Origin of the sequence: uncultured Psychrobacter sp., assembly GCF_947488565.1 — a bacterium.
In the GTDB taxonomy this organism is placed as follows: Bacteria; Pseudomonadota; Gammaproteobacteria; order Pseudomonadales; family Moraxellaceae; genus Psychrobacter; species Psychrobacter saeujeotis.
The window spans coordinates 473,280-488,485 of record NZ_CANKZC010000001.1; the positions used below are offsets into that span (position 1 = coordinate 473,280).

13 protein-coding genes are annotated in these 15,206 nt (G+C 41.1%); 11 read left to right on the forward strand and 2 right to left on the reverse strand.

The window, feature by feature from the left end:
* The first annotated feature begins 120 nt into the window (after positions 1 to 120).
* The 8 genes from queC (at position 121) to Q0890_RS01825 (ending at position 10,190) form a co-directional block, all read left to right on the forward strand.
* Entirely contained in the window at positions 121 to 918 is a 798-nt protein-coding gene (gene queC, locus Q0890_RS01790; RefSeq protein WP_299216738.1) for a 7-cyano-7-deazaguanine synthase QueC, read from the forward strand.
* Positions 919 to 1,238: 320 nt separating this feature from the next.
* Positions 1,239 to 1,568 (forward strand): hypothetical protein, encoded by a 330-nt coding sequence (locus tag Q0890_RS01795; protein ID WP_299216741.1) that lies wholly within the window; start codon positions 1,239 to 1,241, stop codon positions 1,566 to 1,568.
* Positions 1,569 to 1,732: 164 nt separating this feature from the next.
* The gene (locus Q0890_RS01800; protein WP_299216744.1) at positions 1,733 to 2,230 is read left to right on the forward strand and encodes a peroxiredoxin; all 498 of its coding nucleotides are present in this window, start codon (positions 1,733 to 1,735) and stop codon (positions 2,228 to 2,230) included.
* Positions 2,231 to 2,761: 531 nt separating this feature from the next.
* Positions 2,762 to 4,246 carry a dihydrolipoyl dehydrogenase gene (locus Q0890_RS01805; protein WP_299216747.1) on the forward strand — a complete coding sequence of 495 codons (1,485 nt, stop codon included), beginning with the start codon at positions 2,762 to 2,764 and terminating at the stop codon, positions 4,244 to 4,246.
* A 117-nt stretch (positions 4,247 to 4,363) separates the two neighbouring features.
* A complete protein-coding gene (locus Q0890_RS01810) occupies positions 4,364 to 5,569 on the forward strand; it encodes a mechanosensitive ion channel family protein (RefSeq protein WP_299216750.1) in 1,206 nt (401 codons plus the stop codon).
* A 192-nt stretch (positions 5,570 to 5,761) separates the two neighbouring features.
* Complete coding sequence (gene rlmKL, locus Q0890_RS01815; protein WP_299216753.1) at positions 5,762 to 8,059, forward strand: bifunctional 23S rRNA (guanine(2069)-N(7))-methyltransferase RlmK/23S rRNA (guanine(2445)-N(2))-methyltransferase RlmL; 2,298 nt, start codon at positions 5,762 to 5,764, stop codon at positions 8,057 to 8,059.
* A gap of 241 nt (positions 8,060 to 8,300) precedes the next feature.
* A complete protein-coding gene (locus Q0890_RS01820) occupies positions 8,301 to 8,876 on the forward strand; it encodes a TerD family protein (RefSeq protein WP_299216756.1) in 576 nt (191 codons plus the stop codon).
* A gap of 252 nt (positions 8,877 to 9,128) precedes the next feature.
* Positions 9,129 to 10,190 (forward strand): DUF475 domain-containing protein, encoded by a 1,062-nt coding sequence (locus Q0890_RS01825; protein ID WP_299216759.1) that lies wholly within the window; start codon positions 9,129 to 9,131, stop codon positions 10,188 to 10,190.
* A 145-nt stretch (positions 10,191 to 10,335) separates the two neighbouring features.
* On the opposite strand, the gene Q0890_RS01830 is transcribed toward Q0890_RS01825, so the two are convergent.
* Entirely contained in the window at positions 10,336 to 10,995 is a 660-nt protein-coding gene (locus tag Q0890_RS01830) for a 7-cyano-7-deazaguanine/7-aminomethyl-7-deazaguanine transporter (protein ID WP_299216762.1), read from the reverse strand.
* 320 nt (positions 10,996 to 11,315) lie between these two features.
* Between Q0890_RS01830 and Q0890_RS01835 the strand changes: the two genes are divergently transcribed.
* The 3 genes from Q0890_RS01835 (at position 11,316) to Q0890_RS01845 (ending at position 13,643) form a co-directional block, all read left to right on the forward strand.
* On the forward strand, positions 11,316 to 11,891 hold the full coding sequence (locus tag Q0890_RS01835) for a TerD family protein (protein ID WP_299216765.1): 576 nt from the start codon (positions 11,316 to 11,318) through the stop codon (positions 11,889 to 11,891).
* A 186-nt stretch (positions 11,892 to 12,077) separates the two neighbouring features.
* The gene (locus tag Q0890_RS01840) at positions 12,078 to 12,830 is read left to right on the forward strand and encodes a TIGR00266 family protein (RefSeq protein WP_299186313.1); all 753 of its coding nucleotides are present in this window, start codon (positions 12,078 to 12,080) and stop codon (positions 12,828 to 12,830) included.
* A gap of 204 nt (positions 12,831 to 13,034) precedes the next feature.
* Positions 13,035 to 13,643, forward strand: coding sequence for a TerD family protein (locus Q0890_RS01845; RefSeq protein ID WP_299216768.1), 609 nt, complete (start codon positions 13,035 to 13,037; stop codon positions 13,641 to 13,643).
* A 124-nt stretch (positions 13,644 to 13,767) separates the two neighbouring features.
* Here Q0890_RS01845 and Q0890_RS01850 read toward each other — a convergent pair whose 3' ends face one another.
* Positions 13,768 to 15,036, reverse strand: coding sequence for a TerD family protein (locus tag Q0890_RS01850; RefSeq protein WP_299216771.1), 1,269 nt, complete (start codon positions 15,034 to 15,036; stop codon positions 13,768 to 13,770).
* Between the last annotated feature and the right edge of the window lie 170 nt (positions 15,037 to 15,206).

The window sequence follows — 15,206 nt, forward strand, 5'->3', positions numbered from 1 at the left end:
AAGTCATAAAATTCAATACCCTTTTTATCCATACAGATCTTATAACTTCTATGGTTATGTAATAGTAGCCGTATTTTTGTTAAAATGGCCATTTTTCGCTTTTCAATAATAGATACTACTATGACCGATATTACCTCGCAATCTGACTTTTCCAGCTCAGTATCCAAAACTCATGCACATACGCTTCAACAAGATCAAAATGCTGTCGTCTTACTATCAGGTGGGCTTGATTCGGTCACTTGTTTGTACTGGGCGAAGGCTCGCTATGCTTCTGTAACCGCAGTCAGCTTCAACTATGGTCAGCGCCATAATAGTGAACTTGTCGCAGCGAAAGCGATTGCTAAAACTGCGGCAGTGAATCACCGCATTATTGATATCGATATTGCCCAGCTTGGTGGTTCATCATTAACCGATCACAGTATGACGGTCCCTGATGGGGATGCGGATAAATTCCCTGATAAAAAGCACGATAAGATTGATAACGATGCCATTCCAAATACCTATGTACCTGCGCGTAACACCATATTCTTATCTTATGCGTTGGCAGTTGCCGAAGTAACGGCTGCCAATCATATCGTTATTGGTGTCAGCTCAGTAGATTATTCTGGGTATCCTGATTGCCGTCCTGAGTACATCGCCGCCTTTGAACACATGGCAAACCTTGCCACCAAAGCTAGCGTTACAGGTCATCATTTAAGCATTCAAACACCTTTGCAGAGATTGTCTAAAGCACAAACCATTGAGCTTGGACTTACGCTTGGTGTCGATTACGGACAGACCATTTCTTGTTATCAAGCAGATAAAGATGGGCTTGCTTGCGGTGTTTGTGACAGCTGTGCGCTACGTCGTCAAGGATTTATTCAAGCGGGCGTTGCTGATCCTACGCATTACCAAGTACAGTACCAACGTCCTGAATAAATTCAAACATTTGAGTTTGCTTGTGTATTTAAGTTTATGTTTGAATGTCTTCATCTAAACACTGCTTTATGCTCAAAGCACAGACCATAAAGCTGACAAACATAAGCGTAACATTTGATTGCATCAACACAGCAAGCACACAGTGTTCATTGATAGCTATAGTTGTTATGGTATAAAGCCTTATACCCCCACTAGATATCGTTTACAAATAACAGCATAGCCGATAGATGAAAAGCTTTTTAACAGTATCTGGCTATCAACAGTATTATTCATTTAGCGTTTGTTTTATCGGCGCTGTGTTTATTTATAAGAGAGTGTATATGAAGTTATTAAAAGTACTACCCCTAGCATTAATCGGTCTGGTCGCTATGCCGCAAGCAAATGCTACTGATATCAAGCAAAACAACATTAATCAGTGCGTTACTGGTGCGGTCAAATATAAAGTCGCTGACAAAAGTACCGCCACTAAACTGTGTAACTGTACCATCGATGTGCGCAGTAAAATGACGATTGGTCAGATGTGGGAAATTGAAAGCTACGCAAAAGATAAAAAAGACCCATCAGGCCTACCTTACGTAAAAACAATGCAAAAAGATTTGCAGCAATGCACTAAAGGTCTGGACTTAAAACAACCTCAAAAGCCTGCTTAAGTTATTTTTTAAATACGTGTATTAAGAAGACTGACAATCGTCAGTCTTTTTTTTGCTAGTAAATAAACAACATACAAAATTTATCAATCACTGTTATTAATTTAACTATAATGAGTCAACTGACATCGACTATATTTTGAATTCAATAAGATAAGGAAGTTAATATGGCAAAGCCAGCAACAGAAAGTATTACCCTACCAGATTTTCCAGTAGCGATCGTTCGCAATTTAGATGGTCACTTGATTGATGATAGTATCGGCTTAAAAGAGCTTGTAGAGCATACCGATAAAGGACTGATTCTTTACTTTTATCCAAAAGACGATACATCTGGTTGTACTACGCAGGCCACAGAGTTTACAGAACATCTACCTGTTTTCGATAAGCTTGGCTATGATATCGTTGGCGTATCAAGAGACAGCGTTGAGTCTCATAAGAAGTTTATCACCAAATACGATCTACAAATTCCACTTATTAGCGATAGTGATGAAAAACTCTGCCAGTACTTTGACGTTATCAAAGAAAAAAACATGTATGGAAAAATCACTATGGGCCTTGTGCGTTCAGTATTTGTATTTGATAAGGACGGGACACTGACCCACGCGCAGCGCAACCTAAGAGCAAAAGGTTATACTGAGCGTTTGTTAGAGACACTAAGTGCGTAATCACTTAGATTAATATTGCTTGAAAAACAAGTAAATGTTTAAAAAGCCTTCTTAACTTTGATAAAGATTATCGGTATTTATCAGAGCTATGAAGGCTTCTTTATTTTTAACAATAAAAGACTATTTTTTATAAATCCTAAATCTGGGTTGTTAAAGTTGTCACACTTTCAGTCGCGTTTAACTCCTTAATAGCTTCATAGAAGCTTGTTAGCGTATCATCCATTAATGACATATGTTTGCCATGTCGACTTAGTAAACTTAATTGTATATCAAAGTTTTCGTAATCATCGCTTTATTATTAGCACTTGCTATGAAACTTTCTGACAAAACAGAAACTATATTTATCATTTTCAATCAATATTTTTGTAAAAGCATTTATGTCATCTGAGGATATAATGACACATTTTTGCAACAGCTTGCTACGTATGCACAGGTGTATAACGTTTAGATAAGCTTTAGTATTGAAGCCCACTATTTAAAAAAAACAAATCGTCAAATATAGATATAAATAATTAACTAACTGAGGATAATATGAGCAAATCGTCTGGTAACACTGATAAGAACGTCACTCGTAAGGTAGAGGTAGCGGTAATTGGTGCTGGTACTGCAGGTCAGAACGCGTTTCGTCAAGCCAGTAAAACTGTTGAAAACATTGTTATTATTAATGACGGGTTTTGGAGTACAACCTGTATCCAAGTCGGCTGTATGCCAAGTAAACTTTTAATTGCCGCAGCTGATCGTGCTCATGACGCCAATCATTCTGAAGACTTTGGCATTCATACTACGACTCAGATAGATGGCAAACGAGTAATGGAACGTGTCCGTGATGAGCGTAGCCATTTTGCAAGCTATATTAAGAAGCAAGTAGATAGCTGGCCTGAAAACAAGAAAATATCAGGGCGCGCGCATATTAATAAACAAGGTTTGATTGAAGTTAATGATGAGTTGATAAAAGCCAATAAAATTATCGTGGCTACGGGCAGCTCTCCTTATATCCCAGATGACTGGTCTGACAATCTTGGTGACACTTTATTGACGTCTGATACCGTCTTTGAGCTGACAGACTTGCCCAAATCTATAGCCGTCATAGGTGCAGGTTCTATCGGATTAGAGCTTGCGCAAGCGTTTAAACGCTTAGGTGTAGAGGTCACTTTATTCAATCGTGATAAACGCGTTGCTGGACTTAAAGATGATGACATCAACAATAAAGCAATCGTTTGTTTAAACCGCGAATTGACTATGCATTTGGGCAGTAAGATCAATAATGTAGGTACGCAAACTGTTGAAGGAGAGGATATGGCGTCCGCCTTCATTGAGTATGAAGACAGTGCAGGTAAGATGCAGCAATGGCAAGGTGAACGTGTACTAGTCGCGACTGGACGTCGTAATAATATTGAACAATTGGGTATTGAAAATTTAGATGTTGAGCTTGATGACAAAAACCGTCCAAAACAATTAGATAAGAAAACGGGTCAGATTGGTGATCTTGATGTTTACATTGTTGGTGATGCCAATGCTAATATCCCTCTATTACATGTTGCTAGTGATGAAGGCTATAGTGCAGGTAATAAAGTGTGCAAAAATGAAGCAAATGCCTATATACGTCCGCCAGCTACTCCTTTTTCTATCGTGTTTTGCTCACCGCAGATTGTCAACGTTGGTATGTCACTACCTGAGATACAACAGGATCCAGAGTTAGAATATGTCATCGGCCGTGTCAGTTTTGACAACCAAGGACGTAGTCGTATTATGGGTGTCAACTGCGGCCTATTGCATATTTATGCTTGTAAAAAAACTGATAGAGTTTTAGGTGCCAGTATGGTTGGTCCAGATGCTGAGTATATTGGACATATATTGGCGACCGCTATTACCAATGATATAAGTGTCAAAGATTTACTCGACACCCCTTTTTATCATCCTACTATTTTAGAAGGTCTGCGTACTGCTCTGCGCGATGTCCAGCATAAAATGGAGATACCCTATCAATCTCAAGATGCACAGGAGTATAGCTTTTAGTTGTCTGCTCAGTTACACTTTCAAATAAGAGATATGCTTTGTGCCAATCCCTATTTAGACTGTTGATTGGCACAAAGCTTGTAGTAATTTGAGACTTAACTTTGCATGGACAAGATAATGGCAATTGCTGGTATTACTGATTTTTTTGAAGAGATTATCCGTGATCTACATACCAGTTTATATCTTGCGCTTGGTGGCTCAGTAGAAGAAGATTCTTTTGATTGGTCCACTCAGATAGTAGAGTTGGTTAGTACTGGCATCAAAATCCTGATACTGCTTGCAGTGTTAGGATTTTTTTATTGGCTGGCGATTTATATTATCAAGCACAATAAGACACGGTTTCGCCTTAATGAGCGACGTAGTAACATCGTACGCTCAGTACTGCGTTATATATGGGTTGTCGCTAGTCTAATCGCCATTATGAGTCAGATTAACTTTGAGCCAAGTACTGTTAAAGCCACAGCAAAGGCCAGTATTTGGGCAGGTATCTACTATATATTGTGGACGTCATCAGGACAGATCATTCATAAAGTACTGCAACACTATGGTCTTAATGCCTCTATCGAGCAGCTACTCAAAAATATTTTATCTGTACTAATATGGGTGCTTGGACTTGCCAGCGTCATGGCCCAATTTGGCTTCGATATTGTATCTTTGGTAGCTGGTCTTGGTATCGTTGGCTTGGCAGTCGGCTTTGCAGCACAATCAACACTTGCCAACTTCATCGCCGGTATCACAATCTTGCTCGAACAATCGTTTCAGGTGGGCGACTGGATTCATATTAATGAAAACGAAGGGCGTGTGGTACTTATTGCCTTGCGCACCACCCATATTTTGACGCGAGACAACATCACCGTTATCATTCCAAACTCTAACGTGGCCTCCTCTGAGGTGATCAACCTGACCTCTAAGAACTTTATACGATTTGATCTTCGGATGCGTATCGCCTTCGAAGATGATATCGATACAGCTCGCAAAGAGATTTTACAAGTATTGACTGACACCGATGTTGTGTTAAGTCGTCCTGAGACCTCAGCCACAGTCGATGAGATTGGAGAATATGGCGTATTCTTTATTGTGCGCTTTTGGGTGAAGCCTGCAGCCGTAGCACGTATGCCAAAAATTAAAGAAAACCTACAAGAAGATATCAAACGCGCTTTCGATGCTGCCAATATCTCAACGCCCTACCCGCATATGCGGTTGCTCATGCCAAAGGATGTCGACTACCCCATCGCTACCAAACCTTTTGCAACCACAACGCAAGTCATTGCAGAACCAGAAACAAAAACAGAACCGCTACCCTTAACCAAAAATGAAAAGTAAAACAGTCGAGACGCATTAGATATTGGGTATTGGTGCATATCATTAGTTAGCACACTCAAACACTTAGTATCGACTATATTGCTTAATACCAACCACTTTAAACCATCCTATCCTGAAATATGGTAAAATCGCGGGTTAAACATCGTACTTTATGATGCGCCTCATTTATCCATTTAGCCCACAGGTATCCGTATGTCCGAAACAGCCTCGCCCCTCTCTTCCACAGTATCTCCACCAGCGTTGTCGCTTGATCTTATCATTACCTGTGCTGATGGACTTGAGGCGCCCCTACAGATTGAGCTGACAAGTTTTGGTATTGCAAGTGACATTAAAAGTACGGGCCGTCTGGCAGTAACCGGCACTTTGCAAGATCTATATACGATTTGCTTGTGGTCTCGTGTGGCGTCACGAGTACTAATGCTTATCAAACGTAAAAACATCAATACAGATTATGATGTGGCAGAACAGCTTTATGGCTTGGCAAAATCGGTCAACTGGACTGAACAGTTTAGCTTGGAGCAAACGTTTGCGATTCGCCTGTCTGTTGACAAGCGTGTTGCTGTCAGTCAACAGTTTGCGATGCTGCGTATCAAAGATGCGATTGCCGATACTTTTAATGAAGTTTATGACAGCCGTCCTAATGTCGATAGTAAAAATCCAGACTTTTCTGTATTTGCGACTGTCAACGACAAACAAGCTGAGCTGTATCTAGACTTATCAGGTACCAGTTTGCATCGCCGTGGTTACCGTGTGGCGATGACCGAAGCCCCATTAAAAGAAAACCTAGCAGCTGCCCTACTCTATAGTGCTGGTTGGCATAAGAAAAACGACGCTGGTAACGCACCTTTTTATAATGCTCTCATCGACCCTATGTGCGGCTCTGGTACGTTTGTTATCGAAGCGCTCCTTATGCATTGTGATTATGCAGTCGGTATCGATAAAGCGGCCAATCAATTTGGTTTTTATGAATGGCAACATCATGATGATGCGCTATGGCAGCAAATGATTGATGATGCGCAGACACGTTTTCGCGACGCTTTAGCGATTGCTCATGAGCAGCCAGATACCCTGCCTCTTATACTAGGTTACGATGCAGATAGCGGTGCGACTCTAGCGACAGAGAAAAACCTGATTGCAGCAGGTTTGCAAGATTTGCTACCGCTACTGGACATAGAAACTCGCGCTCTTGACCAATTAAGTGGTGTGTTAAAACCACTGGTCGATGATGGTCGATTGAGCAACCCTTTAATCATCACCAACCCACCTTATGGTGAGCGTTTGGGTGATGAAGAGATGATAAAACCGTTATACCATGCGTTAGGGCTCATCTTGCAAGATAGCTTTGCTGGTAGCGGAATTGACCCCATGCTTGGTATTTTGGCCGCTAACGTCGAACAAGTTGATATATTGCCGATTAAAGCGCCCAAAACATTACGTTGTCATAATGGTGCTATCACCGTTTATTTCCGTTACGGAACACTCATCGCTGGACAAACGGGCAACCTTGTTAGTCGCTTTGAAAAGAGTGAGATTGACGTAGAAGATGGTCAGGACTTCATCAACCGTCTGCAAAAAAATCTTGCTAAGCTTAAAAAACTGGCCAAAAAAGACAACGTCAGTAATATCCGTGTCTACGATGCTGATTTGCCTGATTTCAAAGTCGCAATTGATCTATATGGCGATTATGCGCATGTGCAAGAATATGCACCGCCCAAAACCATTCCGCCAGAAACTGCCAAAAAACGCTTTAATTTGGCATTGATGGGTATTCGTGAGGTATTTGATATCAACCGCGAGCAAGTTTTTATCAAAACCCGTGCACGTCAATCTGGCAATGATCAATATAGCAAGCAAGGCGACACTGAAAAACGTGGTAAGTTTTATGTCGCTCGTGAAGATGGTGCATATTTTTATGTCAACTTTACTGATTATCTCGATACTGGTCTATTCATTGACCATCGTAATATGCGCGCACGTATCAAAGACAACAGTTGCGGTAAATCGGTATTAAACTTATTTGCTTATACCTGTACAGCGAGTGTGCACGCAGCCCTTGCTGGCGCAAAAAAAGTCACTAGTGTTGATTTGTCACAGAACTATCTAGACTGGGGCAAACAAAACTTTGTACTCAATGGTCTGGATGTTAGTCGTAACAAATATCAATTCGTTGCGGCTGATATCTTTGAGTGGATTAAGGACAATACTGAGCAATTTGATATTATCTTTATCGATCCACCGACCTTTTCAAACTCAAAAAAGTTTCAGGGTACTTTTGATGTACAGCGTGACCATGCTGCCCTTATCAACCGTGCTATGAATCGTTTGACTTCAGATGGCGTGTTGTATTTTTCAAACAACTTTACTCGCTTTGAATTAGATGAACAGCTGAGCGAGCGCTACGCTATCGTTGATATTACTTCAAAGACTATTGGCTTTGACTTTAATATTAAAAAACCCATCCATCAAAGTTTTGAGATTCGTCATCGCTAGAGTTTAGATGTATTAAAATTCACTGTAGTATTTAAATATTATTATTTGTAGTTCACCTTGTCATAAACACAACAATGACCCAATCTGCTTTGATTGGGTCATTTTTTGTTGTTATGATAGAACGTTATTACGTGTTGGTTTTGCACCATTTTTGATGCAATATTATTCTTCCTTGTATCGTCTCAACATCAACACGATTTTAATAAAACGTTGAACTTACTCTAATAATAAGGACTATCAAATGGCTTTATCACTTAATAAAGGCGGTAACTTATCGCTAACGAAAACCGATCCAAATTTATCCAAACTGCTTATCGGTCTTGGTTGGGACGAGCGCGCGACGTCTGGCGCAGAATTCGATCTTGATGCCAGTGTGTTTTTGCTAAGTACGGCTGGCAAAGTACGCGGTGATCATGACTTTATCTTTTATAATCAACTCAAGTCCGACAATGGCGCAGTTGAGCACACCGGTGACAACCGTACTGGCGAAGGTGATGGTGATGATGAAGTCATCAAAGTAAACCTAACCCAAGTACCTACTGATGTTGACAAGGTCGTCGTTACCGTTACTATCCATGATGCGGCCGCCCGTAGTCAAAACTTTGGTCAGGTAGCCAACGCCTTCATCCGCGTCGTTAACGAAGAGACAGGTACTGAAGTCGTTCGCTTTGACTTGGCAGAAGACTACTCCGTTGAGACGGCGATGGTATTTGGCGAAGTGTATCGCCATAATGGTGAGTGGAAATTCCGCGCTGTCGGTCAGGGCTACTCAGGCGGCCTACAAGCCATGTGTCAGCAGTATGGTGTGGATATTTAAAGTTGTTCTTAATTCAGTACGTAGACTGATACTTTAACAATTATCACATCCAAAATATAAAGTAGAGGTTGCTTGGCTACCAGTCTTAAATACAACTGCCAGACAGTCATTATTATTGGTAGCCAAACGACGGATAATGCTTTATGTTTCGGTTAGAATTATGCATAAAAAGTGGTTAGCAATAGCCACTTTTTTGTGGTTTGTGTCTATAATAGGCCGACCTTAGCTTTACGCAACCAGACAGGATGTGTCATGAGACATTTTTATTTAGACTTTATCTTTACAGCCATTGCCCTAGCGGTAGCGGCATGGTGGGGATATTCACATGGCGGTTTAGGCGGCATGATAGCCACCCTATCTATTACTGCTATTTTGGCCGTCATGGAGATTTCATTATCGTTTGATAATGCGGTGGTCAACGCCTCAGTCCTCAAAGGCTGGGATGAATTTTGGAAAAAAATCTTCTTAACCGTTGGTATTTTAATTGCGGTATTTGGTATGCGCTTGGTTTTTCCTATCGTCATTGTCGCGGTCACCGCTGACCTTGGTATGATGGAGGTGATCAACTTGGCTCTATATAATCCAGAAGAGTACTCTGCCAGATTGATGGCACATCATGCTGAAATTTCAGCATTTGGTGGTATTTTCTTACTATTGGTCTTCTTGAACTTCGTTTTCGATGATAAAGATGTGCATTGGTTTGAATGGCTTGAGAGTCGCTTGGCTAAGCTTGGCAAAGTTGATGCTATGAGTGTCTTTGTCGCACTTATCATTTTAATGATTGCAGTATCATGGGCCAGCACAGAACAAGCTTCTGCGGTATTGATCGCTGGCGTTTGGGGTATCTTGGTCTATTTGGGCGTACAAGTGGTATCCGGTATGCTTGAAGGCGATCTTGAAGAAGACTTAGAACATGAAGGCGGTATGTCAGGCGGGGAAGCAACCAGTGCCATTATGAAAGGCGGTATCATTGGTTTCTTATACTTAGAAGTCCTTGATGCTTCGTTTAGTTTCGATGGTGTAATCGGCGCATTTGCGATTACCAACGACGTTATCGTTATTATGCTAGGCCTTGCTATCGGTGCAATGTTTGTACGTTCTATGACCATTTTCTTAGTGGACAAAGGCACGCTTGATGAATTCGTTTATCTTGAACATGGCGCGCACTACGCTATCGGTGCGTTGGCAATTATTATGCTATTGTCAGTGAAGTTCCACGTACCTGAGCTGATTACTGGCCTTATCGGTATCGCCTTTATTGGCTGGGCGCTACTTTCTTCACTTAAATATCGTAAGCAAGAAGTGCTTGAATAGGTTTTGATAACTCTAATATTAATACTTAAATTGATTTGAGCCATAAAATGACAGGTCATCGCCGCTATCGGTTATGACCTGTTTTTACATCTGTTTGTAGAGCTTACTGAATACGGATGTACACATACCTTACTACTTTTATGATCTACTTCCCTGCCAGCATCTTCTGCAACTTTGCCAATATCACACCATATAATGGTAAGAAGATAAACACGCCCATGACTATCTTAAACAAGTAATCCATCATGCCGATCTCAACCCAATGCGACGCCATAAAAGGATCTGGGCTTTTATAAAAAGCGATGGCAAAAAAGCACAAGCTATCGACCAGATTACCAATAAACGTCGATGCTAAGGGCGCAATCCACCAGACGCTAAGACGGCGTAATCTATTAAATACTTGAATATCTAACAGCTGCCCGACAACATAAGCGCTAAAGCTTGCAAGAACAATGCGAAAAACAAACAGATTAAAATCCAGCAGGTGTTCGTGACCGATAAACTGACCATTTGAAAATACTACTGAAAAATAATAAGAGATCAATAGCGCAGGCAGCATAGCAAAAAAGATAATGCGTCTAGCAAGATGTTGACCAAAGATACGCACGGTCAAATCAGTAACCAAAAATATAAAAGGAAAGGTAACAGCGCCCCAGGTGGTGATAAAGCCAAACAGCTCAACAGGTAATTGCACCAGGTAGTTACTACTTGCGATGATAAAGATATGCAAGCTGACTAGCCAAAATAAAGCACGGCTATAGCGAATGGGTTCAATCGGGGTTATCAAAACAGTACTGACAGTCATAAAGCGGCCTTTTTTTACACCAGGGTAGAGGGAACCTGAGCGCGCTATTATAAATCATAATCAAATAAATAGCCAAAGTGAGCGTGATATTGCAATAAAACCATTTTTTTATAAATAGAAATGTATATGTCATATAGTCACACAAAATTCGCCTTGCTTAGTAGGCAAACGCTTAGTATAGTAAAACGTAATGACATGCAGGACGTGACATACAGGTAGATATTTTTGATATTTACGTTGATTGTTAGACGACTGCACGATTTTTATTTCATTTTTTTGACTCTTCAATCCACTTAATTATTAATCTAAAGGATATTTATATGGCTATTAGCTTAACAAAAGGCGGCAACGTAAACTTATCAAAAGAAGCGCCAGGCTTAACCAATATCACCGTTGGTCTTGGCTGGGATCCACGTGCAACCGACGGTCAAGAGTTTGATTTGGATGCTATTGGCTTTTTGGTCAATGAAGCAGGTAAAGTACGTAATGATCAGGACTTTATCTTTTTTAATAATCTAAAGTCGGATAATGGTGCTGTTGAGCATACTGGCGATAACCGTACTGGTGAGGGCGACGGTGATGATGAACAAATCAAAATCAACCTTGCAAGCATTCCAGCTGACGTCAGCAAAGTAGCTATTTGCGCTATTATTTATGAAGGTCAAAACCGCAATCAAAACTTCGGTCAAGTTGGTGAAGCTTATATCCGCGTCGTAAACGACACTGGCCAATCTGAAATCGCACGTTATGACTTATCAGAAGATGGTAGCACCGAAACTGCAATGATCTTTGGGGAGTTATACCGTCATAGCGGTGATTGGAAATTCCGCGCAGTTGGTCAAGGCTTTAGCGGTGGTCTAGGACCATTAGCCGCCTCTTATGGTGTCAATGTTTAATCATTGATTTTAACCATTTATGAGTAAACATAGTCAATCAGACGTCTGATTGTATTCATCCCTAAGCCATCAAGTGTATTGACCACATTTGATGGCTTTAAATATAGATGATTACGTAAAATTTTTGAATATAATTGCTTAGTAAGATGTATACAACCAATATAGAATTAGAAGGATTTGTCATTTATGACTGCTACGTTTAGCTTAATCGGAACTATCGAACCATTTTTGCATTGTAACCTTAAAAAAGGCGATTCGATTTATTGCGAAGCCAATGCCATGGTAATGATGGAGTCCAATCTTGAGCTAAAAGGTAAAATGCAAGGTGGATTGATGCAATCGTTAATGCGCCGCTTTGCTAATGATGAATCACTATTTCAACAACAGATAGAAGCGGTCAATGGTGAAGGTGACTGCCTACTTGCGCCAACACTGGATGGCGATATGCAGATACTGGACGTCGGTACTCAGCAGTATACTCTGAGTGACGGTGCTTTTGTCGCCGCACAGACAGGGGTCGATATTAGAGCAAATATTCAGCGTAACCTCGGCGGTGCGGTGTTTGGTGATACGGGCGGCTTTATGGTCATGCAGACTCAAGGTAAAGGTCAAGTTGTTGTCTCTGGCTTTGGCTCCTTGTTTGAGATTGATGTGACGCCAGACAAAGATGTCATTATCGATAACGGGCATGTAGTCTGCTGGGACTCAAACCTTGATTACAAGCTGTCGGTCTCAACCAGTAAGAAAAAAGGTATTATGAGTAATATCATCAATTCAGTCACTAGTGGTGAAGGTATGGTGCTGAACTTTTCAGGCACTGGCAAGATCATTATTTGTTCACGTAATCGAGACAGTTATCAGGGCTGGCTACAAAGTATCTTAGGTAGCAGTTCAGGTGGTCGCGGCGGTAATGGCGGTTTTTTAGATAATATCTTATAAGCAAACTTTATAAGCAAAATGAATGGCTAACTACAGTAATCAACATTTAAATATTCCACTCACAATTACTACAATACTATCGACAAAAATGCGAGTAGCAAGGAAAATAAGTGTCCGTACTATGCATCGTAGAACTACGCATCATAGACTAAGCAAGTTTGACGCAGCTAATCGTAATTTTTGAGAGGGTATAAGGATCTCATCATGGCAGTTAGTTTACAAAAGGGTCAAAAAATATCCTTAAGCAAAGAAGCTGGCGGCAACCTTACCCAAGTCAAGCTAGGTCTTGGCTGGGATGTCGCACAAGGACCCCAAGACAAAAAAGGTGGCTTCTTAGGTAAGTTATTTGGTGGCGGCACTGGCGGCGACTCAATCGATTTGGATGCCTCATGCATTATGTTTGATAACAACAAACAGCCTGTCGATGCCATATGGTTCAGTCAGCTTAAGTCAAAAGATGGCAGTATTGTTCATACTGGTGATAACCGCACAGGTGACGGCGACGGTGATGACGAAGTGATCAACGTCGATCTTGCAAAAGTTCCTACTGAGGTAGTATCACTGGTTTTTACTGTCAATAGCTTTACTGGACAGACATTTGAGACAGTAGAAAATGCCTTTTGCCGTATCGTCAACGCTGACAACAACTCAGAAGTGGCACGTTATAACTTGTCTGCACAAGGCAGTCATACAGCGATGATTATGGCAAAAGTGTATCGCCATAATAATGAATGGAAGATGCACGCTATTGGTGAAACTGCTTCTGGTCGCACCTTTCATGACTTGATGCCTGCTATCACGCCACATGCATAATTGACTAGTGACTCTAACTGGATTATTCCCAATCTAGTTAAATAGTTTATTCCAAAAAAGAGCGGTCCGTCTATCAGTAGATGGGCCGCTCTTTTTATATTTATTATTTATATGTTGAGAAGTACTATTTACGCCCGCGCTTCCAACTAAAGCCCCAATTAAAAGCTTTGTCCATTTCTTGATGCCCTTTGAAGTATTGGTTGATGCGTTCAACGTTAATACTGCCTTGCTGGTTCACCAAACGTGCAATGGCACACATCGGTAGATTACCAGCGCCTTCGGTTAAGCGAGTTTCAATTGGTGGTTGTTCTGGCACATGTATCGTCGCCACCCCATCCGTCTGCGCCCAGTTTGGCGCGCCCTCATAGATAAAGGCAAAAATAAACACCTCTTCGATTTGTGCCCACTGCTGTCCATTAATATCAAGCCATTCACCACCACTTACCTGTCCAGTTCTGTCGTCAGCACGTAACAATACATAAGGCGCTGATTGCAAACTACCAAAACGATTGCCTAGTGCTTGAATCAGTGTTTTTTCGCCATTTTTCAGATGAATCATCGCACCGACATCAAGATCAATACCGCCTTTCCCATGCTGCTTAAATAGATCGCCTAGTAAACCCTTTTTGGGCGCTGCTTTATCCGTATCTGGGCGCTGATTCCAATCCAAATTGACTGATATTTTACCAAAGTCATCGCGTTTTTTGAGGTTAATGCTGGACTGGTTTTTTGTTAAGGTAATTTTGCTTAAGTTGATTGCAGGGCTGGTTGGAATCGGCGGCGGTGTGCTTGCTTGACTTACACTACCTGCTTTTTGGGTGTTGATAGGTCTTTGGGTATTGATAGATTGTGATTGGCTCTGTGGCTGATTTTGTGACTGGTTCTGAACTGGTGCTTCATCTGCAATCTCAACACCGAAATGCTCGGATAATGGTTTTAGTCCACCTTCAAAACCTTGAGCAATAAAGCGAAATTTCCAGCTACCTTGTCTGCGATAGCATTCTGCCAGAATGATGGCTTTTTCATTACGTCCAGCGCTACTAAGCTGGCAAGTCATCAGTATCTGACTGCCTTGCAATACTTGAATATCGACATCACCCAGTTGCGCCAGCGTCTGCCCACTAGAAAATGCTAAGGCTATTTTTTCGATGCTTGCAGGCTGTGCATGCAAATTGATATCAAAAAACCCATCACTGTCATGACCTCGAAAGCTGACGCTATTATCATCACTACTTTTTTGACCATAAAACACCATATCGCCATCACCGCGGACTTTGCCGCTGTTTGTCAGACGATAAGCGGCACAATTAATCGCATTTTGACTCAAAATTCTAATACTAATATTGTCATTTGGTAATGGTGCATTGGCACCTGCAACTAGGGTTTGACTCATGATTTATCCTTTATATGGTTATACAGTTGAGATATTCTTAGCCTTATTATCGTCTTATAGTAGCATGGATATGACTCAATTTTTAGCAGCTGCTGAATGCGAATACGTTTGCTATGGTAAAGCTTGAAATCTATTACATCAGCTGTCGTGCATTACCTGCATAATGATTT